At 45.2% G+C, this 24785-nt stretch carries 17 protein-coding genes and 1 tRNA gene; 6 read left to right on the plus strand and 12 right to left on the minus strand.

Translation table 11 applies throughout. The features are described from left to right. Positions 1-27: 27 nt before the first annotated feature. The 4 genes from LZD49_RS13430 (at position 28) to LZD49_RS13445 (ending at position 5408) form a co-directional block, all read left to right on the plus strand. Positions 28-1158, plus strand: coding sequence for an efflux RND transporter periplasmic adaptor subunit (locus LZD49_RS13430; RefSeq protein WP_234668089.1), 1131 nt, complete (start codon positions 28-30; stop codon positions 1156-1158). A gap of 99 nt (positions 1159-1257) precedes the next feature. Further along, positions 1258-4689, plus strand: a complete 3432-nt coding sequence (locus LZD49_RS13435) for an efflux RND transporter permease subunit (RefSeq protein WP_234668090.1) — start codon at positions 1258-1260, stop codon at positions 4687-4689. 126 nt (positions 4690-4815) lie between these two features. Beyond that, positions 4816-4889 (plus strand) — tRNA-Pro (locus LZD49_RS13440). 186 nt (positions 4890-5075) lie between these two features. Then, positions 5076-5408 (plus strand): helix-turn-helix domain-containing protein, encoded by a 333-nt coding sequence (locus LZD49_RS13445; protein ID WP_255721024.1) that lies wholly within the window; start codon positions 5076-5078, stop codon positions 5406-5408. Here LZD49_RS13445 and LZD49_RS13450 read toward each other — a convergent pair. The 8 genes from LZD49_RS13450 to LZD49_RS36060 form a co-directional block, all read right to left on the minus strand. After that, positions 5377-5769, minus strand: coding sequence for a hypothetical protein (locus tag LZD49_RS13450; RefSeq protein WP_234668091.1), 393 nt, complete (start codon positions 5767-5769; stop codon positions 5377-5379). The two genes, LZD49_RS13445 and LZD49_RS13450, sit on opposite strands and share 32 nt — an antisense overlap. 2 nt (positions 5770-5771) lie before the next feature. Beyond that, the gene (locus LZD49_RS13455) at positions 5772-9380 is read right to left on the minus strand and encodes a DUF6443 domain-containing protein (RefSeq protein WP_234668092.1); all 3609 of its coding nucleotides are present in this window, start codon (positions 9378-9380) and stop codon (positions 5772-5774) included. A 60-nt stretch (positions 9381-9440) separates the two neighbouring features. Then, a complete protein-coding gene (locus LZD49_RS13460) occupies positions 9441-12677 on the minus strand; it encodes a hypothetical protein (protein ID WP_234668093.1) in 3237 nt (1078 codons plus the stop codon). A 5-nt stretch (positions 12678-12682) separates the two neighbouring features. Beyond that, positions 12683-13981: a kelch repeat-containing protein gene (locus tag LZD49_RS13465; protein WP_234668094.1), complete on the minus strand. Its 1299-nt coding sequence runs from the start codon at positions 13979-13981 to the stop codon at positions 12683-12685. Between the two features lie 306 nt (positions 13982-14287). Next, the gene (locus tag LZD49_RS13470) at positions 14288-14821 is read right to left on the minus strand and encodes a 3-coathanger stack domain-containing protein (protein WP_234668095.1); all 534 of its coding nucleotides are present in this window, start codon (positions 14819-14821) and stop codon (positions 14288-14290) included. Positions 14822-14933: 112 nt separating this feature from the next. Next, a complete protein-coding gene (locus tag LZD49_RS13475) occupies positions 14934-16157 on the minus strand; it encodes a hypothetical protein (RefSeq protein WP_234668096.1) in 1224 nt (407 codons plus the stop codon). An 18-nt stretch (positions 16158-16175) separates the two neighbouring features. Continuing rightward, positions 16176-17369: a hypothetical protein gene (locus LZD49_RS13480; RefSeq protein WP_234668097.1), complete on the minus strand. Its 1194-nt coding sequence runs from the start codon at positions 17367-17369 to the stop codon at positions 16176-16178. 1310 nt (positions 17370-18679) lie between these two features. Beyond that, complete coding sequence (locus tag LZD49_RS36060; RefSeq protein ID WP_409021321.1) at positions 18680-18799, minus strand: DUF5712 family protein; 120 nt, start codon at positions 18797-18799, stop codon at positions 18680-18682. A gap of 112 nt (positions 18800-18911) precedes the next feature. Between LZD49_RS36060 and LZD49_RS13485 the strand changes: the two genes are divergently transcribed. Continuing rightward, positions 18912-19049: a hypothetical protein gene (locus LZD49_RS13485; protein WP_234668098.1), complete on the plus strand. Its 138-nt coding sequence runs from the start codon at positions 18912-18914 to the stop codon at positions 19047-19049. A 451-nt stretch (positions 19050-19500) separates the two neighbouring features. On the opposite strand, the gene LZD49_RS13490 is transcribed toward LZD49_RS13485, so the two are convergent. Further along, a complete protein-coding gene (locus LZD49_RS13490) occupies positions 19501-20319 on the minus strand; it encodes a class I SAM-dependent methyltransferase (RefSeq protein WP_234668099.1) in 819 nt (272 codons plus the stop codon). A 371-nt stretch (positions 20320-20690) separates the two neighbouring features. On the opposite strand from LZD49_RS13490, the gene LZD49_RS13495 reads away from it, so the two are divergent. Then, positions 20691-20972 (plus strand): hypothetical protein, encoded by a 282-nt coding sequence (locus LZD49_RS13495; RefSeq protein WP_234668100.1) that lies wholly within the window; start codon positions 20691-20693, stop codon positions 20970-20972. Positions 20973-21056: 84 nt separating this feature from the next. Here the strand turns inward: LZD49_RS13495 and LZD49_RS13500 are convergent, their stop codons facing one another. The 3 genes from LZD49_RS13500 to LZD49_RS13510 all read right to left on the minus strand — a co-directional run bounded on the left by LZD49_RS13500 (position 21057) and on the right by LZD49_RS13510 (position 24691). Then, on the minus strand, positions 21057-21428 hold the full coding sequence (locus tag LZD49_RS13500) for a hypothetical protein (protein ID WP_234668101.1): 372 nt from the start codon (positions 21426-21428) through the stop codon (positions 21057-21059). A gap of 294 nt (positions 21429-21722) precedes the next feature. Continuing rightward, positions 21723-23666: a KUP/HAK/KT family potassium transporter gene (locus tag LZD49_RS13505; RefSeq protein ID WP_234668102.1), complete on the minus strand. Its 1944-nt coding sequence runs from the start codon at positions 23664-23666 to the stop codon at positions 21723-21725. Positions 23667-23719: 53 nt separating this feature from the next. After that, entirely contained in the window at positions 23720-24691 is a 972-nt protein-coding gene (locus tag LZD49_RS13510; protein ID WP_234668103.1) for a hypothetical protein, read from the minus strand. Between the last annotated feature and the right edge of the window lie 94 nt (positions 24692-24785).

Genomic DNA, 24785 nt, shown 5'->3' on the forward strand with positions numbered 1-24785 from the left:
AATTTGAAACAGCTACTTACCAATATCATGAAAAGTAATATTCTGATCATAATCGCCTTAGCCTCATTGCTGGCCGCATGCTCTGCGAAAAAAGAAGGCGTCGAAGGAAAAAAAGAAGAGCTTGCAGCGCTGAAAGCGGAACAAGCCGAAAATGAAAAGAAAATCAAGGCACTCGAAATCGAGATCGGGAAGCTCGATCCTAAAAAGACGACTGAAGCCAAAGTGAAGCCCGTTTCGATCGACACACTCAATGCCGAGACTTTCAAGCATTATGTCGAGCTCCAAGGTACGGTTGACGCAAAAAACAACGTGCTCGTGACGCCTAAAACCGGCGGAGCGATCGTAGCCATGTATGTGAAAGAAGGCGACGCCGTAAGAGCCGGAAGCGTGATCGGTAAGATCGATAACAGCATCCTGACCGAGTCCATTGAGGAACTGAAAACATCATTGAGCCTGGCTAACACGCTCTACGACAAACAGAAAAATCTTTGGGACCAGAAGATCGGTACGGAGCTGCAATATCTTCAGGCCAAAAACAACAAAGAGGGGCTGGAAAGAAAGCTGTCGACATTGAATACCCAGATTGCTCAAACGAATATCGTTTCACCAATGGCCGGAGTTGTAGACCTGGTGAATGTAAAAGTAGGTGAAATGGCTTCCCCGGGTGTAGGCGTTGTGCGCGTTGTGAACCTGAGCAACCTCAAAGTTTCGGCCAAAGTATCGGACGTTTATGCTGCCAGCGTGAAAAAGGGCGACGAAGTGATCGTGAAATTTCCGGATTTGAAAAAGGAATACAAAGCCCGCGTAACATTCGTAAGTACGGCTGTGGATCCATTGTCACGGACATTTACGATCGAGGCCAACCTGCCTTCCGACCGGGATATCAAACCCAACATGATGGCGCAGGTGCAAATTAACGATGCGACCAGCAAAAATGCCCTGGCAATTGATCAGAACTACGTGCAAAGCACCGAAAAAGGGGATGTGGTATACGTAGCTGTGACCGAAGGCAACAAAAAAGTAGCCAAAGCACGTGAAGTGAAAACCGGTCTGGCCTACAATGGCAAGATCGAAATCCGTTCGGGTCTCTCGGCAGGAGATCAGCTGATCACGCTTGGCTACCAGGAAGTTTCCGACGGTCAGCCGATTAGCTACTGAAATGAAGAGTGACGGCCATTGGGTCATTTGTAGTCAGGAATTGTCACTGATTGAACAGTTCCTTTATTCAGTCATTCACTCATTCTCTCATTCAACATTATGAAATTCAGCGAATATAAAACCTTAAGCTTCACCAACTGGTGCGTAGAGAACAGGACGACGATCTACATCTTTACGTTCATCATTACGTTGGCAGGGTTCATGGTGTACAATAACCTGCCGAAAGAGCAGTTCCCAGACATCAAGATCCCGCAGATTTACATTAATACCGTCTATTTCGGAACGGCGCCGGCCGATATCGAGAATACAATCAACAAGCCGATCGAGAAACAGTTGAAATCGCTCAGCGGCGTCAAAAAGATCAAATCCAATGCATTACAGGACGTTTCGGTCATTCTGGTTGAGTTTACGCCTGATGTGGCTGTGGAAGTCGCATTGCAAAGGGTAAGGGATGCCGTCGATAAGGCAAAAACAGATTTGCCCCAAAACCTCGACTCCGGCCCCACCGCCCAGGATGTAAATTTCTCGGAGTTCCCGATCATGAACGTCAACATTGCCGGTAATTATTCCCTGAAGCAACTGAAGCAATATGCCGAAGATTTGCAGGATGGGATCGAGGCGTTGCCGGAAATTACCCGTGTGGATATCCTCGGCGCATTGAACCGCGAAATACAGATCAATGTAAATCTGGACCGTATGAAATCGACCGGCTTGACATTCTATGATGTGCAAACGGCGATCCAGGGTGAAAACATCAACGTTTCGGGTGGTGAGCTCAAAGTGGAAGGTGTACGCCGGACATTGCGCGTGAAAGGCGAGTATACCAATGTGAGTGACATGGCCAATATCCGCATCCGCACCGCCACCGGCGCGACGGTCCGTCTCGGCGACATTGCCGAAGTGGCCGACAGCTTTGAAGAGCAGCAGGACTTCGCGCGTTTGGCTGGTAAAACGGTTATCACACTGAACGTCATCAAACGCTCCGGTGAAAACCTGGTGGAAGCGGCCGACAAGATCGAGGACGTGATCGCTGATTACAAGGAAAATCGTTTTCCTTCCGGACTCGACATTAACATCACCGCCGATTCATCGATCCAAACCCGCGCTGACCTTCATGACTTAATTAACACCGTTGTACTCGGCTTTATTTTCGTGGTAATGGTGCTCATGTTCTTTATGGGCGTGCGCGACGCGATCTTCGTGGGGCTTTCGGTGCCATTATCCGCATTGGTTGCATTTGTGATGATGCCGATCATCGGCCCCATGGTAGGGACTGAATTTACATTGAATACCATCGTACTCTTCGCGTTTCTGCTCGGGATTGGTTTGGTAGTGGATGATGCGATTGTGGTAATCGAAAATACGCACCGGCTTTTTAACCAGCATAAGGATTGGACTATCCAGCAAGCGGTAAAAGCGGCGGCGGGTGAAGTATTTATTCCGGTACTTTCCGGAACGCTCACCACCATTGCGCCATTCTTCCCGTTGCTTTTCTGGACGGGTATAGTCGGGGAATTTATGAAATTCATGCCGCTGACGCTCATTATCACGCTCGGAGCGTCTCTTTTCGTAGCTTATGTAATGAACCCGGTATTTGCGGTGTCGTTCATGGGCCGCCATGAGGATGAAAAAGAGGCGCACGACACGAGTTTCAAAGCGATCCGCAGGCCATTGATCATCCTGGTCGTAGCCGCATTGGTTGGTTATGCCATCGACCGCGGTATCGGAAACTTCTTCGTATTTATTCTGATCCTCTGGGTTTTCAACCATTATATCCTGACACCTAGAATACTCGTTCCGTTTCAAGACCGCCTGTTGCCCGCGCTTAAAAACGGCTATCGCAAGTTGATCGACTGGTTATTAAGAGGTTGGCGACCGATTGTTGCGATCGTACTGGTATTCGGGTTGTTGATTTTCACATTTGTCCTGACAGGCATTGTACAGCCCAAAGTCCTTTTCTTCCCAAGTGGCGACCCGGATTACGTCTATGTTTACAATAAGCTCCCAATTGGTACCGATGCCCGCGTAACCGATTCTGTGACCAGGATCATCGAGAAACGTGTTTTTGATGTTTTGGAAAAGGAAAAAGCCATGGACATGGTAAATTCGGTAATTGCCAACGTAGGCAAAAACGCAGGCGACCCTTATAACCCGGACCGTTCTGCTACACCTCATAAATCTAAGGTAACCGTCGCTTTTGTTTATGGTACCGAACGTGGCGGACGTTCGTCGGAAGCTATTTTGCGTAAAATCCGCGAAGCAGTAAAAGGAATACCGGGAGCCGAGATTTCCGTTGAGCGCGAAGCCGTCGGCCCTCCGACCGGGAAACCGATTTCGATCGAGATTTCCGGAGATGATTTTGCGGTCCTGCAAAAACTCGAAAAAGATGTGTTGCAGAAAGTACAGCAGTCGGGCATTGAAGGTATCGACCAGCTTCGTTCGGACCTGGTAACTAACAAGCCTGAAATCGTAATCGATATCGACCGTGAGAAAGCACAGCGCGAGGGGATCAGTTCTCAACAAGTTGCCTTGGCGGTACGTACCGCATTATTCGGACTCGAAGTTTCCAAATTCAGAGACGCGAAGGACGAATATCCGATCATGGTCCGACTTGAAAAAGATGACCGTGAGCAAATCGAAAAACTGTTGAGCCTTAATGTGGTTTATCGTGATATGAACATGGGCGGAGCATTGCGGCAAGTGCCTATTACTTCTGTTGCGAACATTCATTATTCGACCACATTCAGCCAGATCAACCGTCAGGATCAGAGCCGGATCGTAACGTTGGGCTCCGATGTATTGCCAGGATACAATGCGAATGAAATCGTTGGACAGATCGAGGCATTGATCCAGGATATGGAAGTTCCGAACGGTTATATCATCAAAATGGGCGGTGAGCAGGAAGAACAGAACGAATCGATGGCATTCCTCGGAACGGCCTTTGGGGCTGCAATCCTGTTGATCTATCTGATCCTCGCAACGCAGTTCAATTCCGTGATCAAGCCATTCATCATCTTCTTTACGATCTTGCTATCGCTTATCGGCGTACTGCTGGGCTTTATCATATTCAATAAAGACTTCTCGATCATCATGTCAGGTGTGGGTATCATCGCACTGGCAGGTATTGTGGTGAAAAACGGTATCCTGCTGATTGAATTTATCGAAGAGCTCCGAGGGCGGGGTTACCCGATGCGGGAGGCAATCATCGAAGGCGGTGCGATCAGGCTTACTCCGGTATTACTGACGGCGTCCGCAGCGGTACTTGGTCTTGTTCCTCTGGCTTTGGGTATTACCGTCGATTTCGTAGGCCTTTTCCGTAATCTTGAGCCAGACCTCATCATTGGCGGACCAAGCTCTGTATTCTGGAATATTCTGGCCTGGACAATCATCTTCGGGTTGACTTTCTCCACATTGCTCACATTGATCATGGTGCCATGCATGTATTATGTGAACGAGCGCGTTCGCGATAAATGGTTTAGGAAAGGAAAGGCAGAGGTCGTAAATCCGAACTGGCAGAACGAAACGATCTGATAACCAAATGGATTATTGTCTGTTTCTGGCGTCCGACAATTTTTTTGGAGCAGAAATAGACAATAATCCAAAACATTTATAGATTTGCAACCCCAAAGAATGCCTTAGGGCATTCTCAAAAAAGTTCGGGATGTAGCGCAGCCCGGTAGCGCACTAGCATGGGGTGCTAGGGGTCGCAAGTTCGAATCTTGTCATCCCGACATTGATTATCAGCCACTTACGACGTAATGTTGTGGGTGGTTTTTTCATTAGGTCGAACATAGGTCGAACATTTTTTCCTATATTCATCGACATTTTATTGCGTCTGAACAGATTGCCGCAGTTGGCTTTACGATTATTTAGCTCCCTCACCTTCTTCAATTAATGAGGTCTAGTATCTCACCGAGCTGCCAAGGGAAGCCAATGGTTTTTCTCAGGCAGAAGAGGAAAGGCAAATAAAGTCTTACCATTCCATTATAGGGAAGTATGAGCGGGACGAAGTGAAGCCTACTATTGATGTGGTCAAAAAACTGGCCGATGTACTGGATACCACCGTGGGTTACTTGTTGGGGGAGACTGAGGACAGAGAACTTCTAAAAGACCCTTCCATGATGAAGCGGCTCAACGATATCGCCAAGTTTCCGGAGCTGGACAAAACACATATCCTCTATGCGCTCGATGCCATGATCAATAATGTAAAACTTAAAGCTATTCTCTTAGAATCTCACCCGAGTAATTAAAATGGATAGTAAAGCCATGATACATTACTGCTGTTCGAATAATGCCGCCTCTAACACCAATTCCCTTTGAAAAAAAATCGGTATCTGTCATAAAAATAATGGGTATTTTTTTCTTGTTAACTTTTACGTATCTATTTGTTTGCTTAATATATCTATTTACTTTTTGTAATGGAAGTACCATTATATTATAAATACTTGGACTGGTTTTGTCCATGACGATATAATGCTTTTTAAATGAATTTTGATTAATAAATGAAGTCAGACTATCTGTTACTTCTTTAGGAAATGTATATTCAATCCCCTTTTGGCTAAAAGTATCTACACTGACTAACAAGAGTATTATTAAAAATATTTTTCTCATTTCTATCTTATTCTACCGCCCGAACGCTGTAAAGCGTCAAGGCCAATATTGAAATTACCAATTGTCCCTGTACCGATAGTTTTGCCAACCCCGTTAGTTTGAACACCGCCTGGTGTAACTCTGTTTATTGTGCCTACACCGCCTGTTTTCTTGCCGCCGTATGAATCTATTGAGTAAATTGGAACACCAGAGCTGGATGCCGCATTTTTATCCTTCAATGAAGTACCCGACTCGTTTACCATTCCGGCCTCCTGAGTTAAAGGATGACCATGGACCTGTCCTATCAATATACTTAAACCCGTCACTTGATTTGTCTCGCCACTAGTCATATAGGAAGTTTCTCCGGGCCGCTCATATTCCATGGTAGTTTCACCATTTTTACCCGTAGGCCCAGCCACAGCCGATATTGTCGCTGTTTCCGGGTTTAATGTCAAATATGCTGAATGCTCCACTCCCGAGCTTCTGGAATTATCCCTGACGCCTTGAAGAGTTGTTTGAATTTGCCCATCCTGAATTGCGACTACTTGGCTGCTCCCCTGTAACGCTGCCGTAGCCTGAGAACTTGTTGTACCTCCGTTGGCCTGGCTGATTTGGCTATACTGATCAACAGATATAAGACGCGAATCAGTTGTTGCAGCTCCATCACTTCCAAGATATTTGCCTGTTTCCCTGTTATAATAATCATCAGGTGCCATACCCAACGGATCAATAAACCTAACAGGGTTATTGAAGCCGTAACTATATGGAGACCAGGCAGGCATCTTTTGGCTTAACGGATCGACCGCCAAAAAACGTCCAACCTGCGGATCATAAAACCTAGCCTGCAAGTCTACCCATCCGGTTGATTGCTGATTTTCCCGTCCAATAAACTTAAACCGATCCTCCGGACTCCCGCCAACCTTCTCCGCATCCGCATTCAGCGGCAAGCCCAAGCCCCAAGGATCATAATGATTCTCCTGCACTATAATCGGCGCATACGCATCGCCTGGAGTTGTTGCCCCAGATTTTTCCCCGCAACGGCATGCTACGCGCAAGTTACCTAAATGGTCGTTGATCTGATACTCATATCGGTAAAATGTGTTGGTTACGCCAGCAGGTGCCGCAGTACTTCCATTCAACTGCGGATTGACCGCTTTCCCGGGAGGAAGAATACGCCCCTCAGCCGTCGGGATAAATTCGAGTGTATTGTTTTCATATACCAGGCCTGCTACATAGTCGTAAAGCTTTCCAGTACCGAAATTAGCTCTCAGCTTACTCCCGTCGGCCGCATACTTGTACTTAATGGCTTGACCCGATTTCGTAACCTGATTGGGCAAGTTCAGGTGGTTGTAAGCGATGGCCGTAATGCTCTTTCCGGTGTCGGTCAACAGGTTCCCATTTGCATCATAGGTATAGCTGGAATTTGATCCGAAAAATTCATTTGGTGTCGACGGATTGGTACCTGTATCAGTAATACTGCTAAGCTTATTGCTATTCGCCGCAAGATTATAGGCAAGGTTATCCACCGTATTGCCGGTGCCATTGAAGGTCCGCTTCATATTCAGGATATTGCCATTGTCGTCATATTTTACCGAACCGTTGTCTGATCCGCCCAGCGTAAATACGTTTGTGCTACCTGATTTAAGCAAGCTGGCAGTTTTTATCCTGCTAAGGTCGTCATAAGTAAATGTGTAAGCATATGGATCTTTGGGGGTGATAGCATAGGTGGCGCCATAGGTCCCCGTCCGTTGCGCGGCACGGTAGTTCCAGCCTGTTACGTTTCCAACCGCATCATAGCCTAACGACATGCCGAAAAAATCCTTTTCGCTGGTCGTAGACAAGTTGCTCGGATCGTTCATACTGGTCATCCAGCCACGGATGTTATAGGCGTAGTCCACTTTCTGAATGTTACAGCCCAGGGTTTTAGATACCATTTCACCGATACCATTGTAGCTGTACCTGCCCACCGGCTCCCAGTAAGCGCCGACCGTTCCCGTAGTTCCGTCACTAACTTTCTGACAAACCGCTTTCGTACGCCCGCCTCGGTCGTAGGAGGTCCGCGTCTCAACAACCAGGCCATTGAGCGTCGAAAGCTTCGTTTCCAACACCCGCCCGGAAAAATCCAGCTTGCTCGACTGCCGATCCCAACCTGCTTTGTGATTTTGGGAGGCCGCCTGGATTACCTGCCCCACGTTATCGTAATAGGTTACAGTACGTAGATACGCGGTGCTGTCGAGAATTTTGTGCTCTGTGGCAACCAACATTCCTTTTAAATTAGTGAGCCTGGCCGCGCCGAAAGCATGCGTTTGATCGAAGCTTTCCGAAGTACCGCCGGTTGCTGCCGGATAAGCATCATAATAATTACGCGTTATTTCAGCCCCCGCTAGCGTAACACTCGTTACACGATTCAAATCGTCATAGTTATTTTTCACAGCTTGTCCCTTAGCGTCGGTCGTAACATCCAGTCGGTCCCGGCTATCATAGGTCATCGAAGTAGTCCCGGCACCGGGTATTCTCTTCGATGTCATCCTTCCCCGGCTATCGTATCCATAAACAAATAGGAGCTCGCCGCTCGCAGGATCGACATTTGTTTGGCTAAGCAAACCTGCTGCTGCTGGCGGCACTATACACCTCAGCAATCCAAAATCGTCAAAGCAGTAGTAAGTTTTTTTGCCTGCAACATCGCGAAGGACGACCCTATCCTCAAAGTCCTTGAATTCAATCGTTTTGACATTTTTCTCATCGGTACTCTCTGTGACGAACAAGGTCCCTGCGCCATACGTCCCGATGTCGATTTTGTTAGTACCAAAATTATAAGTCAATCGCTTAACGTTATCTCCACTCGTATTGCCCCTATACAAGAATGTTTGAGCAACTGAACTTCCCGGCGCTTTTTGCGAAACGATCCGGTTCAATGGTGAATTTTCATAAACGATATCTGTATACGCATTACCTACTTTACCAATGCCTGTGAAGTAAGCAGCTTGGGCCGAAACAGGACTGCCCACCAGATCGCCGGAAGAGCCATTTTTTGCATATGGCAGGTATTTTTGAGTTTCCCGGCCATATGCGTCGTACACAATTGGCTGAATAAGATCGGAGATCTGGGTAGGATCGGATAATAAAAAGCCGCCGGCTTGCCGACTTATCTTTTGCTTAGGTCGCCCCAACCCGTCCAGGTAAGTTATCGTTTGGGCGACCGAGGAACCATCGGACGTCAAATGGGTATTTTCGATCACATAGTTAGCCGTCGAACTACCTGACGCCGATTCACCTACCGAAGGGTTGCTCACGTCTTTAACAGTAGCCAGGTCGCAGTCTGTACACCCACAATTAACTCCCGTACCACATTCACTCCCCGCCGATACATATGTAATATCAAAATTATTCGTACTTAGGTTTCCGCCCGAAAATGTAATATTCGAGATGGAAATGTTCGCGTACAACTTCGGCGAAGGTTTGCCAGAAATAGCCGGAATGACTATATCATGACATGGGGTAGGAGCCAAGCCCAAAGACCAGTTTGTACCGGTTTCCCAGTGGTCGTTGGTTGTCCCTGTCCAGGTATTGGTTTGTGCAAAAACGACACAGGAGGACACACAAAAGATGATCAGGGTCAAAAACCGCTTCATGTAATATTAGGAAAGAAGATGTAATAACTTAATTAGCTATTCAAGAAAACTATGGGACGTTTAGGGCGTCGCATAGTTATACTTATAGGACTTGACTGTCTGACTGTTTGTATCCTTAACCTTCTCCAGCCGCTCCAATACATCGTAGGTGTAATAAGTGCTCAGCGCGTTAGGCGCAATTTTCTGTGTCAACCCTACCAACGGTTCATATAAGTAACCTGTCACCAAAGAGCTTCCCAAGTTGCTCCTCAGACTGTTTATTTTTGAAAGGATTGTGGCTGAACTTGTCTCATCCGCCATTGCATCGAATGAAGTCCCCCCTAGTCCCGACAGCACTTGTGCATTGTCCGCATTCTGGATTTCCGCCACGGGATGTTGACTCTTATAAGCCCACAGGTAGGAGACCTTGTGCGAATTGTTTAGCAGTACACTCAGCAGGTTCCCTTTTTTACCATATGCGACGTACTTTGTAGTTTCATAGTAAGAGGTAGTTGCCTCGTTGTTTGAACCTGTGTAAGCCGTAAAACTTGGGATTGAATTATTAAATCCACTAAACCTGAATTTTTTATAGGGTAGAACTATTGCAGGTTTACCGGACTCCACCACAAATGAATTGTAAGTTGTCAGAGACGCATCGACGACTTTGGCGCCCAGTTTTGTTACCTGCTCAATTGGATAGGCGACCATATTGGATGCAATCATCGCCTGAAGCACCGCGTTGCCAGTTGCTGCCGAGTAGTCGAGCGGATAAGTATAGGTGGTCTCTTTGACGGCTCCATTACTTTGCGTCACCTGCTGTTTCTTTAATTGCAAGTGGTTGCTGCCATATTCATAGGTAGTCGTCACTGCCACCGGATCAGTATTGTTTGAGCCATACGTTGTAACGGTCTCCGATGTCTTACGGGGCCACCCACCGACCTGGTAATAGGCTTTACCATAAAAGACAAGCCGCGGAGATGGGTCAAGGCTTAAGGGGTCAGGATAATTGTCATATTGGGCAAATAATTCGTAATGCAACGAGGGAATATTCAACGTGTTCTCGCCCCATCCCGAATACTGATACGACGTCTTTTGTTTCAAATTCCCGTTACTATCCTTCACTTCAATTTCCGATGGCAGGCTACGTAGAAAGGAATAATCACCATAACTTCCCATACCGTAAAAGTTTGTAACTGTGTAATCTTCGGCAAGTACCCCGCTAAGTGTCGATACTCCCTTATCATATACGAAAGCCCATTTTCCATGATAATCATTCTGATTAGAATGTGAAGTATATTTGTAATTAGTCACCGAACCATCGCGCGTAACTGATACCGACCTGTAATAAAGCTGCGATAATGCTTCCGGATTAAATGGAGTTGCTCTGTAAACCCTGATAATTCCCACCGTGTTGACCAATACAAGTTCGTAATAAGGAATGAAACCAACTACTCCGCTAGATAATGTTGTGTCACTTGTATCATGATAAGAAAAAGTACTAGTATAGGATTCATTCGCATTGCCCGTAAAGTCAGTCATGCTTTTGACCCGCAGACCACCGAATTTATGCCGATTAGATGCCGTTTTCTCAAAAATCTTGAATTCAAGTGTAATATCGAAACCAGGAGAACTACCGATATCTGGACGGTCACACGGCAAAAAATTATAAATTGCCATAATGTCGTTCATCGTGTAAGTACCTGCCTGCAATGTTCTGGGCCAAAACGTCCCCTGATTCGCACAAGCTGGGAGACTGGTGTTCGTAGTGTTGTTGTTTAGCCTGACATGAACAAGCGTTGGTTTAGTGAGTACGAGCGAGTACATACCACTGCTGTCCGGGTGCGAAAATTCATGGTTCCAAAAGCGTCGATAAACCCGGGTTAGAATGGTTGTTGCTGTGTCTGTACGGACCAAGTCACGAAAATAGCTATACTGGTTTTGCTCGTAATCAATTGTTGTGTAACCTTTTGTCGCATATGTTAACCTGACTAATGCGCCCATTTTTGCTGCATACTCTCTGGGCTCAAGGTCCGCCCCCAATTGCGGGACAAGTGTGGCGTTATTCACGGCGTTATAGTAACCCCAATAGTCAACATTAGCATCCCGGCCAAGTATGTTGGAGCTCGCATACGAATCATAGGTCATTGTATAAGGATTTGACCCCTCCTCTTTAACTTTTAATAGATGCAGCCGATAACTGCTTTGGGTCGTATATTCAAATGTAAATTGCTTTATCGTCGTAGGCGAGGCTGTATTTGTTTTCAATTCAATACTGTTTAGCTTTCTGGCATACAAGAGAATACCAAACTGATCCGATAGCCTATTGTACGACTCAGAATTAAATACCAGTTGCCAGTTGGATCCAGAGATCTTTGTAAGATAAATTTCTGAGGTTTTATTTTCAGATACTTGTACTCTGCTGTTTGTTATATCATTACTGCCCGCATTTAACGTAACAAATTCATACTGCTCGGAACGTCCATATTGAAGGCGGCTGCCTGTTGTGGTTTTCTCTGCCGTTGTATATTCGAATGTAATTTTGTTCCCTGTTTTGTCTGCAATTTCCGACAGATACCAGGCGGAAGGCATATATTCCGCGTTTGGTCCAACCGGAGAAAATTCCATGTTAGTTTCAGTGTATTCCCTGTTGGAAAATGTGTAGATTGTTCCATCTTCTGTCGTAAATATCCATTTGCTGATCACGTAGTTGAGGCCAGCAAAAGAGTCGGTTGCTCTTTCATACTTCACGACAATGGGGGCCGACGATACTACGCGGCCGTTTCCCTGATTGTCAATCACTACTTTCCCCGAATATCCATTGAATTGGAAATTGTAACTATCAGGTGATGGATCATCCAAATTTTCAATCCCATTGTTTTTAAAGGAGGCAATGCCGAATGAAGATTGGCTTACGAAATTAGTGATCTTTTGGGGTTCGTTAAGATAACCATGTCCAGCGAGCTCATCAGGCAGACCACGAATAGTCCGTGAAACGACACCACCCGACATCAAAGAAAACCCTAGCCCGACCCACGAAGCCTGATCGCTCGGACGGAACCCGCTATACGTATAGTGAAGTGATATAGGCAACGAGAGCGCCCCTTCACTAACAGTTACGATAGGAATGTCTATATTGGGTGTTCCGGTACTATAATTGAGCGAATGTCCACCAAATTTAGAGATGGAAGCCGCCTGAGGGGAACTAAATGCAACATTGCCACCGACTGTCGGCATTTGACCTTCACATTGCGTCCAACTTAGTACGCACAATACTATGCACAGTAGAATTGTGCTCGTTCTTTGTAACAAATTTTTCATTTTATTTACTTTTGTTCCAACAACCAGATGGAAGTCACCGGGTACGATTGCTTTTTTTGTTTATCGAATTCGTTTCCTCCATACAGGTATACACTCCCATCAGCCGCCGCGAAAACCGTCCCTCCGTTTAAAACAACTGATTCGGAATCTAATACCATAACCCACATTCCCTTGGTAATATCATATTTCCATACGTATGGATCTACGAACGTCGATTCGCTGTATAGGATGCTGTGTCCGCCCATAAGATAAAAATTTCCCGCGCCGTCTATCCAGCTGACTGCCCCATGCCTACTTCCCGGCGTATTTTTGGGTGATAAAGCCCCCGCAGAAAAATTTACCTGATCACTGTTTACTTGAAAGTTTCTACTTTTTATTGACCAGCTGTTACCTTTAATATCATACGCCCACATATCGGCCAATCCTCCCTGCTGGCCACTAGAAACACCAAACCCAAACCCACCATACAAATACAGTTGGTTTTTTGTCTTGTCATACCACGCGATTGCGCCCCGTCGCGAAGATGGATCTATTTTTTTCGAGCCCGTTGATATTGAGTTTGAGTCTAAGGTCTGGTTTGGTTTATCCGCCCCAGCAATCTTACGCCATAATTCCTTTTTTTGGTCAAATTGCCATAAATCATTATAGGCAATCATATTTTTCCCCTCCTGCGATTCGCCTCCAAACAGCCATAGATTGTCATCATTATCCACCCAGGTTGAAGAACCTGACCTACCACCCGGCGATGAGTTTTTCGCAGACTCATTTAACCGATCATAGGTAGGCTTATCGTTAACAGAGTTTGAACCTTGGATTTTTCGCCACTGACCTTTGTTAGTTTCAAAAACCCACATATCATTTAAATGGAAGAGATCACCCATACCCTTACCTCCAAAAAGCCACAAATTTCCATTCTTATCACACCAGGTGGAAGCGTTTCTTCTGCCCGCTGGCCAACTCGGATCTTTGTCAATTTCCTTTTCAGAGCTGTTGCCCTTTCCTTTAATGAGCTGCCAGTTATTATTCTTTGGGTTAAACCTCCATAAATCCTGAAAAATCCCGTACTGACCATCTACGTCATAGCCACTACCCCCAAACACCCACAAATTTCCTTTTGCGTCGGCCCACCTGCATTCCTGCGTCCGGGCAGCTATAAACGCTTGGCCCTCCTTTACATCGCCCTTCACAAATTCCGAGGTGTTTTTTGAGGGCTTGCCTACCCTTTTCCAATGGATGCTTTGAGATCGAGTATGTGTGCTGACTAAAAAGAACCAACTCAGCAAACAGCCAATTAATATCCTCATAATGATTATTTTAATATTGAATTCTAGTATCTGCTCGTCAATCGACGCACATTTAGTTTCTATCTAGCTATGCAAGCTCTGACCAATTCTGTTCGTAAAGACGTTAGTTGGGCAAACTGTACTCTGCGACCAAGTACGCGGAGGATGCCCTGTTCGAGATACATGGAATAGTGTTCGTATAAATCCGGTGTATACCAGGGCGTTAATACATCATTCCTATCGTATGAGTCAAAAGATGTGACAATTCAATTACCTAGGAGAGCGTCACAGTCCGAAATAACCACTTTAGCGTTCAAAGGTTTCATATTACAACTTCACAATCTTCCTGACTGTTCTGTATAAAGGGGTAGTTAAAACGCAGTTATAAGTTCCTGAGGTCAGTTGCTGTCCTTCCAGACTGATCTTATGAAGTCCGCGGGACTGAAAACTATCTTGAAAAACCTTGGATACCAGAATACCACTATCGTCATAGATTAACAGGCTAACCTTGGAATCCTCAGGCAGCCAATACTGCACTTCGGTGTTTTTGACGAATGGGTTTGGATAGTTGTTGATCGACAATTTCTCCTGATCAAATTCGACTTCCATTTTCATCTGGCCGGCTTCTTCGAGTACAACGTCCCGCTGGTCCGCATGTACTTCTTCGATTTTACCATGAAACTGGGCACCGTTAGTCACTGAAAATCCAGGTTCTAAAACGATAGCCTCGCCCGCTATGGCAACCAGGCTTCCTGATTGCATCTGCACATTTACATTCATGTATTTACGTGCCCTTATCAACTGAGAATGCATTGATAGCTTGGTCAGGACCACCTTTTCAGGAATGTATTCATATTCCATAAGCTTCATTTGAGCTTGACATAACCCTTCAGTCAGCAAAAGGAATGATAAGAAGATCAAAGATTTTCCCATAAATTTTTTCTCTTGTTCGATTGTTATTTTTTTACAGCCCTTAATTTTTGCGGGCTTTCAGCTCATCCAATCGGCCTGAAATCTTTCCCATTCTTTCGTCAAACTCTGTCAAAAGCCGGTCGTTGCTTTCGAGCTTCTTATTTTGTTCAATCATGTAGAGGGTAAGTTCCTCTATTTTCTCCTGCTGTAAGCGGCTCATTTCACCTACGTTGATACCCCATTTTTCAACTTCGGTCGCTGCCGGGATATTAGGTAAATGTCCGTTGGCTTTAATGAATGCCTCAACTTCGGTCAAATCTCTCAGTTTATAGTCTTTTTGGAAAACATAATCCGCCCAAGTCCCGGCGCCTGTGACAATTAGGTCGCGCGTTACCATGCCGCCGTCCACAAACATCTTGTACGTACTGACATTGTTGGACACACTGTTTACCATTACAGTTGTGGGGAAATTCGTGACCCCCACGCCAACACGCGTATTGAAAACGAGCTTTCCTGCGTAAGCCGGGCTCGTGGTGGGAAATTCACCGTAGATAAGTGGACTCGAAGTATTACTATTTGAAATATAAAGTTTATTGCTCCCTGCCTCATTTACGCCTGCCATGTAGCCCAGGAACACATTATTAGAACCGGTTGTTGTTGTTGTCCCACCACCAGCACCAAATCCAACCATGACATTATAGGAGCCGCCCGCGTTATAATACGCCGTAGCGCGCCCAATATAAACATTGTTACTTCCGTTCGATGAGGAACCTGCTGATAGCCCTACAAACACATTCGATTGACCCGATACATTGGACATACCTGCACCACTTCCAACAAAAGTATTGAAGTAGCCTGTTGTAGTTGCCGCACCGGCGTTATAGCCAAGCATCGTATTGCTGTACCCAGTCGTGTTCGCTGCACCTGCAAAGGTCCCCGCAAAAAGATTACTATATCCAAGGGTATTAGCCTTGCCCGTGTTTTCTCCGAAGAATGTATTCCTGCCGCCAGTCATCGTTTTGTTGCCACTGTTAGGGCCCAAAAATGCATTTAGTTCTCCACCAGATGCTTTGGACATGCTCAGAAATTTGTAATTGGCGATGGAGACATATCCCGTGTCACTTTCGATCGAGATCTTTTGCTTTACGATCACATTGTCCGAATTGAGTCTTAGCGATTGACCAACTGGAGTAGTCACCTGGTTTTGGCCATAGGTCTGCAATGAACAAGTTATCAAAGCTAAAATAGTCACAAGCTTCGATCCTTTTAAAAATGTCTTTTTCATGCCAGAGAGTTAAATTCTTTATAAATGATCTATTTCCTTGGAAAGCTTTACCAATTGTTCCATTTTCTCCTTGATCCGCACCTTTTGCTCTTCTAACTTCTTGTTCTGGGCAATAATATAGAGAGTCAGCTCCTCAATTTTCTCTTGCTGAATGCGCGCCATTTTCCCGACGTCAATTCCCCATTGAGCCACTTGTCGTGCCGAAGGAACACCAGGCAAATGCCCATGAACTTGAATGAAGCTTTCGACTTCATTGAGTGGGCGTAATGCATAGTTATCATTGAAAACATAATCGGCCCAAGCACCCGGACCGGTCAAAATTGAGTACCTGGTAACCAATCCGCCGTTTACAAACATTTTAAAGCTGGAAACATTGGTGGCAACACCATTAATTGTCACTGAGGTAGGAAACGTGGTTACCCCCACTCCAGCACGGGTATTGAAAACGAGTTTGCCAGCATTAGCAGGGTTTGTGGTGGGGAATTCACCGTAGATCATCGGTGTCGTGGTGTTACTGTTGGCGATGTAAAGCTTATTGCTACCCGTCTCGTAATATCCGGCAAAGGGGCCGATCAAAACATTACCCGTCCCATTCGTGTTAGTAGCACCTGTACCTGATCCCGCTGCAAAACCAATACTCACATTGTTGGAGCCGTTTTCCGTGTAATAGGAAGCGGCCCTGCCGATAAAGACATTTGCAGTGGAATTGTTTGTGGAACCGGCATTAAGCCCCAAAAACACGTTTGAAGAAGATGTAGCACTGAAAAACCCAGTCCCTCCCCCGACCATTGTATTAAAAAACCCAGTGGTATTGGCTCGTCCCGCCTTCTCACCGACGAATATGTTCGAATAACCGGTTGTGTTAACAGCTCCTGCCTCCGCACCCATTGCCAGGTTACTATAACCGGTAGTATTGACCAGGCCCGCATTTTCTCCCATAAAAGTATTCCACCGCCCGGTCATCGTGAAATTACCACTATTAGGTCCGGCAAAAGTATTCAGCTCTCCGGCGGCGGTCTTTTTGATACTTAGAAACCGATAGCCACCAATTGACACATAACCCGTGTCGCTGTTGAGTGAAATCTTTTGCTTAATATTCACATTGTCAGCGTTCAGGCGCAAGAGTTGGCTGGCGGGTGTAATCAATTCGTTTTGCGCATAAGCACCGTAGGAAAGCATAAAAGCAAATAAAATCTTATTCCTTATTTTCATCGGCGATTTCTTGAATTTAATTGATCGATACAGCTATTTGAAAAACGACGCAAGGCTATTTAATTTTCAAAGATTGTCACTCTCTTCTCAGCAGCGGCTTGTAACTCCATCTATTACTGGTTTGCCGGCTTCTAAGAACAGGTCCAGATTCAAATGACTGTATGATAGATTGTCCGGATTACCCCAATAGCCAACAACCAAGATAGTCTCGGTGAAGGATCTTTTCGCTATGCCATGAAATCATTTGATATACCATAGTTATACTGATCCGCATTGAAATACGCAACATTCGTTGTATTGATTACATCGATATTGGCCATAAAACGCGCACTTCAAATCAATGGAAGCTTGGTTGTAACTGACTTTGTTGCCGCTCAATAAGCTCCGAGAAAACAAAACGATATACAATATACGCAAACTTTTTCTTGTCGGTTTTGAGCTGACCAACTTACGTTTCAGCAGTGTCGCGAGTACAGCTAATCCTGAAACAAAGCGCTGGGAATAAGCAGGAAATAAAAAAAAAGGCACTGGATACAGAAATAAGCACGGGTAAACACTTCAACATATAGAGTAGGATAAAATATATTAATGTTAGCCAAGCCAGTAAAGGCTCGGCAAATAATTAACCGGATACTCGGTGTATCCAAACATTAAACAGAAATTTACGGGTGCTTTGTAACTGATGTAAAGTTAAAGCAATAATAAATAACTTTGCAAATGAACTAGCTAATTATTTTATAAAACTGAAATAATATTCACTAGTACGATGTCAGTCTTTTAACGGAAGTGATTGAAGGCAATTATACTATTTTAAAAGTTACTAATATTCAATTGATTACAGATTTGATTGACTCAGCGAGCAATTCTTCAGGGATAAACCTGGCATCGGTATGTTCGCGTCGACGGTTGTATAATTCTACAAATGCTTTTACCCCCCCGATACAGGCCCATGCAACATTAGGAGGATTTAGATAAACGGTGTCGTATTTTAGGGATTTCAAAATCTAAAGGTAAAGTCAAGAAATCCTCCTTTGACATACATAGCTATCCTGGCTCCTTGATCAATAATGACTAAAAGATTGGACTAGTAAATTGGTTTGCCTCGATCAGTCTAAATGGCACGCAAATTCATGACCTTATAAATCCTTCTGATTCGTTTGGCGCCATTAGAGACCCAAACCGCACAGATAATCGATCATCTGCTCCATTCCATAAATGGACATTTCAGGAATTTCTTGTCGATGGCTTTCATCCTAGGCTGATTTAACAACGACTCCACCGCCTTCTGCCTGGAACACCCCTGTTTAAAATCATAGCAGCGTGCAGGCGCTACTGCTTGATGCTGCCGAAGATACCCGTGAGGTGTTCATACGGCTAAGCTTGATCTTCTTTGTGGCATCTTTCCTGCTGACAATGGCCTGTACATGCATCTACTCTCCCTACTTACACTCGCCGCTCTTTCTGATTCCTTTTTCGACCTCAGGTTCATTGTACTCATAATAATGATAGTTTTCCAATTTGGCCACGAACAACACCACCACGATGCTTCTGCAAACAAAACGGCACTTCGAAATTCTCGACGGATTAAGGGGTGTTGCTGCACTGGCCGTTGTAACGTTTCATTTTATGGAGTGGGCTTATCCCGACCCTGGAAAGAACTTTATCGGTCATGGTTTTTAGCTGTCGATTTCTTTTTCTGCCTTTCGGGATTTGTGATTGGCTACGTTTATGATGATCGTATCGCGAAAATTGGCCTACGCAAATTTTTTATATTAAGGATGATCAGGCTACATCCGCTGGTCGTGGCAGGATCGGTAGTGCTTTATCGAACTAGTCGCAGTTACCCGCTGCTGTTGACCATACTTTCGGCTGCGGCTATTGGCTTTGTTGCTTACCGTTCAGGCAACTTATTGGGCGGATGGAGCTGCCATGACACATTATGCCTGTTATGGATGTTCGGCAATTATTACACCAGTCATAAGCCCGGGCACTGCGCAACTGGCTCTCATCATCACAGCCGGGCTAATTCTACTGGTTGGAGCGGCGTACGTGATGATGGTAATTTACGACATGCCTATAAGGAAATATTTAAGCGATAAATGGATTGAGAAGCTCGATAAACTAAAATCTGTCACTTAATCTCGTCAATACCCCCATCATTACGCACAAACGGATGAATCTCCTCAGCTTGCTTTTTCGAAAACATAGCCAATATCCTCTCGGATAGCGACTTAGGCTTCTTAATCTCCGGTACTACATAGGGATTGATCGTCTTTTTCCCAATTTGCTTGTGGAAAGGTTGTGCTCGAAGTCTCTTTTGAAAAATGACCATTGAATCGAAAAACGAGATCGATTCGATGTTTTGAGTAATGTTATCGGTTCTGACGTTATCTCCTTCAAATAAATGATAGTTGTACAACGAATCAATTAATGCTTTTGACTTTTCAATAAACGTCCCATCCTTTCGGAGCCCTCCTCCGAATTCAGGCCAATAGGATGTGTGAGTGTCCTCAACAATGTACTGTCCTCCTTGTTTGACTTTTGGAAATAATATCTCAAAGGACAAACTCTGTTGATCCATAAAGTGTCCACCATCGTCAAGCACAAAATCCAAATCGGGAATTTGATGGGCAACTTCGTTTAAAAAATTGGCGTCTGCCTGTGATCCAATAAATATCTTAACTCCTTCCTCTTCCAGTCTGCTGCATTCAGGGTTGATGTCGATGGCAAAAATCTGACAATCATTGCCAAAAAATTGTTTCCATAATTGGATAGAGCCACCATGAGAGACACCTATTTCGAGTATTGTCGGTCGGCGGCCCCGATATTGCGATAGATAGGTGGGATAGATATCTAAATAATGGTCCCATTTATGAATTAGATTACCCGAATGGCTGTAAAATAGATCCTTCATGGAATTGTCTGAGGCAGTTCTATCTTTTGAACTCATGAAATCTTGTAGTTATGATTATTAATTAAGCGAAAGCCGTGCTAGCTGGCACCTTCGAAAGATACAATTGCCCCGGTTGTCACTAACATTTGATTTGCAACAAGCATGCCCACCGAGCTGCGGATATTTGAAGTATGTCGTTTGAGGTCTCAATAAAACATTTTCTGTTAGGTCTGATTTTCCTATCTACCAAACATGCAGTATAGATTATTTATCGGAAATCATCAAAGTTTCTAATGTCACAATTCTATTGAAATATTTCTACTAAATAATTCGACGACCCGCTTGCAACCCTTTACATTCTTGAAAATGTATAATTTCTGGCATAGGATTTGAATTTTACCTGCAAAGCAGAAAAAAACTCGAGACCAATGGACACTTTTAAGTTTATGAAGGACGATTGGGTAAAAGAAAGGGGCGGCAACCAGCTAATGCAGGTTGACGAATACCAGATCGTGGAAACCGTAGTTCACCCTAACGGGTTTGGTTCGCGTCCAATCACGAAGCGGGTATTCAGCGGCAAGGTTTGGTGTACTTGGGTCAATGGGAACAAGGCGGTTATTACACAACCGTTTTGGGAAGAGGACCTCGAAGCTACCGCTCACCAACAGGGCGATCTTAATACCCATACCTTGCTCAATCACGCGCACTGAAAACCAAAGCCTATTCTCTTCGCGACAATCAACAAGAAAGCCCGGAAGATTCCCGGGCTTTCTTGTTGATCAACCTGTACACTTTCAAGGCTTTTTCGCAGGGGCTGTTTGTGGCTGTGCCGATGTAGTATCATCGGTTTCTGCGGTGCCTTTGCGGTTTTTGCGTCTTTCAGACCGGCTCTTTTTCTTATCGGTTGTCGTCGGCATCAGCGTATCGTGTATGACAGCGCCGGAGCTTTTTTGTCCCTTAATGAGTGTATCTTCCGATGGAACCTGGGCAGGGCGGGCAGGCGATTGCGGCGAATTAAATACAGGTTTCGTTTCAGGACTTGTAGTTGGTACAGGACTTGTTTGAGGTACAGGCTGTGGCACGGACGGTTCCGGGGTAACCGGATTTTGTGCAAACGCCCCCACTATTCCCAAAAGCATTGTGAATATGCATGCAAGATATTTCATGGTTCATTCCGGTTTAGTGAACAAAAAATTTCCAATACTATGGCGCTTGCTGCACTAAAATTGTTCCAGAAGTGAGTGGTTCAAAACACACCAAATATAACTTTGCATAGCCCGAATTTAATTAAGCAAAGATCTTTTCCAGTGAATCAGGCCGGTTTTGACGCCTGTCCTTTCTGAATCTTTTAAAACCTACTGTCCCCACATTGCGTAGCGATATACCCAAAGTGCCTATAACCACTGAATCAGTTGCAGTTTTAAAATAAATTTTACGATACGAAATACTTCGGAAATAATTTATTGACTATACACTCTTTTCATGCGTATTTTCTCACTCGGTGTTAGTACCAACGGCACCTTTTCGATTTTCACCGAACTACTATCCAGACCAAACCACTTGTCTTCCGACGTAGTAATGCTTTTTATCCCAAAGTAGACCTTCATGATCATTTCTTCCATAAAAGGCAGGTTGTTTTCCAGCGACAGATAACGTTCAAGTACGATAAACCGGAAATCGCCGGTGATATTCTGCCGGTTGAGGGACTCATAACGACTCGTAATATCCACTTCTTTATTCAGCACCATATCTTCCACCACTTTGCGAAAAAACAGGTTGATGCGCTGTTCAATACGGAAGCCCAATCGAAATGTTACTTTGATTACATCGTCTTCCGCCAGAATATTCACGTGATAATCCATCGTGTAGGGCTCGTCGGTCGTTTCAACGTGTACAAACCAATAAATATCGGCGCGCTTTGGCCTTTTGTAAAAGATCGAGTAAATGATTTTATTTTCAATCTCACTCTCCCGGGACGCATTCGACATAAAAATCAAATGCGTCGAATACTTCGGAATACTGATGTCGTTACTCAATGCCTTTAACGGGCCGATATACTTTTCGAGACTTTCAAACTCGGTTAACCGCAACTTGATGTAATATGCCCTCAGCCAAACGGTGATCACAAGCCCGATAATGGTTGCCAGCAGCAGCGACACCCAGCCGCCGTGAGTAAACTTCAAAAGGTTCGCCGCCAGGAAAGAGCCCTCTATGGCCAGATAAACGATCAGAAATACAGCTACGATCCACTTACTTACCCGGTTGACATACAAATACACCGACATCAGGACCGTCGTCATGATCATCGTGAGCGTGATCGCGAGCCCATAAGCCGCCTCCATATGCGAGGATTCCTTGAAATACAGCACAATACCGATACATCCAGCCCAAAGCAGCCAGTTTACGCTGGGGACATATAGCTGACCTTTCTGGTCACTGGGATAGACCAAACGGACTTTTGGCCAGAAATTAAGCCGGATCGCTTCCGAAATAAGCGTGAATGAACCGCTGATCAGTGCCTGGCTGGCGATAATGGCAGCCGTGGTAGCGATACCGATCCCCGGTAGCAGCCACCAGTCGGGCATGATCTCGTAGAATGGCTTCCTGCCATTCAGTAAATCACCGGAATGAACAATCAGCCACGCACCCTGGCCAAAGTAATTCAGGATCAAACAAGTCTTGACAAAAACCCAGCTAATACGGATATTTCCCCGTCCGCAATGCCCCAAATCGCTATACAAGGCTTCTGCCCCGGTGGTGCAAAGAAAAACCGCTCCAAGCATCCAGAAACCACCGGGATGGTCTGCGAGGAGCCGATAGGCGTAAACCGGGCTGAGAGATTTCATGATCTCCGGATGGTCGATAACCTGCGAAACACCCAGCACAGCGAGCATCAGAAACCATATTGCCATCACCGGGCCGAATGCACGGCCGACGATAGTTGTCCCAAAAACCTGAATGATAAAAAGCAGCGTCAGAATGCCGATAACGATCGGGATTGTCTGGATTTCGGGATATAATATACGTAACCCTTCCACCGCAGATGATACGGATATGGGCGGAGTAATGATCCCGTCGGCGAGAAGTGTGCTGGCCCCAATGATGGCCGGGATTGTCAGCCAGGCCGCCCGCCGGCGTACCAGCGCGAACAATGCGAGGATTCCGCCCTCGCCCTTGTTGTCGGCGCGAAGGATGAGGATTACATATTTGATGGTCGTTTGCAGCGTGAGCGTCCAGAAAATACAGGAAACTGCTCCGTATACGACGTCATCGGTAATTTTGCTTGTTCCGATGATGGCCTGCATTACGTAGAGCGGGGAGGTTCCGATATCCCCATAAATAATTCCTAATGCAACCAAAAGTCCCGCAGCCGAAGCTTTATCGAGGTGTTTATGCGAACCCATTGACTAATTTATTAAAATGCGGTGCGAATTTAGGCAAATACGCGCGTCTTATGCTAAAAGGTATAAAACTCATAATTAACCTTCCATTTGATTTCCTGCCCTGGCTGAGCCGTGATCTTGATGTATGGTTCTGGGCACGAAGTAGTCGGGCATGCCCAGTAAACGAGCTTTTCTAGCGGCTGGTCGCAAGTGATCCTCACTCCCGCTTTGGTTTTTGTGTTTTCAATCCGAATGTCATAATCCTTTGCCGTCGGGCCGAAACCTTGCAAACCTGCGCTAAAGACCTGATCACCCTTTACCACTTCGCGTGAGTAGTTCAGCATTTTGCCATTTGCATTGATAATGGTTCCAAAACCCCTTCCCTCGCCTTTCACTTCAAATGGAAACACGATTCGAATGTTCTCATTGGACGGCTCATTATCGATCATGAAGAAGTTGTGATTGTAGGTACTCGCCACGATTGGTCGGGAGCCGGTATTCTTTAATGTGTGTTCCAAAACGAGCTGCGGTTTGCCTTTTACCAGTTTCAATGTTTTATGATACTCATAGCCGTAACCAGTCTCGTCTTTCAGCTCATGTGTAAATGCCACCTGATCATTTGCCTTGGTCACCGACCATTTACCAGGGTTCTTGATCTCATAATTTGTAGCAAAGGAGTACTTTTTGTCGTCCGGTTTAGTCAAAACTCCGACGCCGATCTTGACGAACTGATCACCTGGCTTCGCCTCATCAAAATTCAGCGGTGTGAATTCTTCAACCGGCCCCATAATCGCATCGTGCAACTTCGGATCGTAGGGTGCCTGGTTCCATGCACCAAAGTAGGTGTGCCCTTTGTATTCCAAACTCGGCACCACGCCGGCCCAATCGAACCGAACACCGCGGTAATAACCTTCATTCCCATCAGGCAAATAAAGTTTCGCCTTGACTATCCCGTTGGAAATTTCGGCTCCCGGAAAGTCGGCGATCGTAAATGCAGCAATGCCGACGCAAAGCGAAGCAAAAAATAACACAATAATCTTTTTCATCTTGTTTTCAATGGTTTAGGAACAATAATCAGGGATTAAATTGGGTTAATCCAACCCGGCTTTAAATAAAAACAGTAAGATAAAAATGCGGTAT

It is taken from the genome of Dyadobacter sp. CY261, from assembly GCF_021440085.1.
Taxonomy (GTDB): Bacteria; Bacteroidota; Bacteroidia; order Cytophagales; family Spirosomataceae; genus Dyadobacter.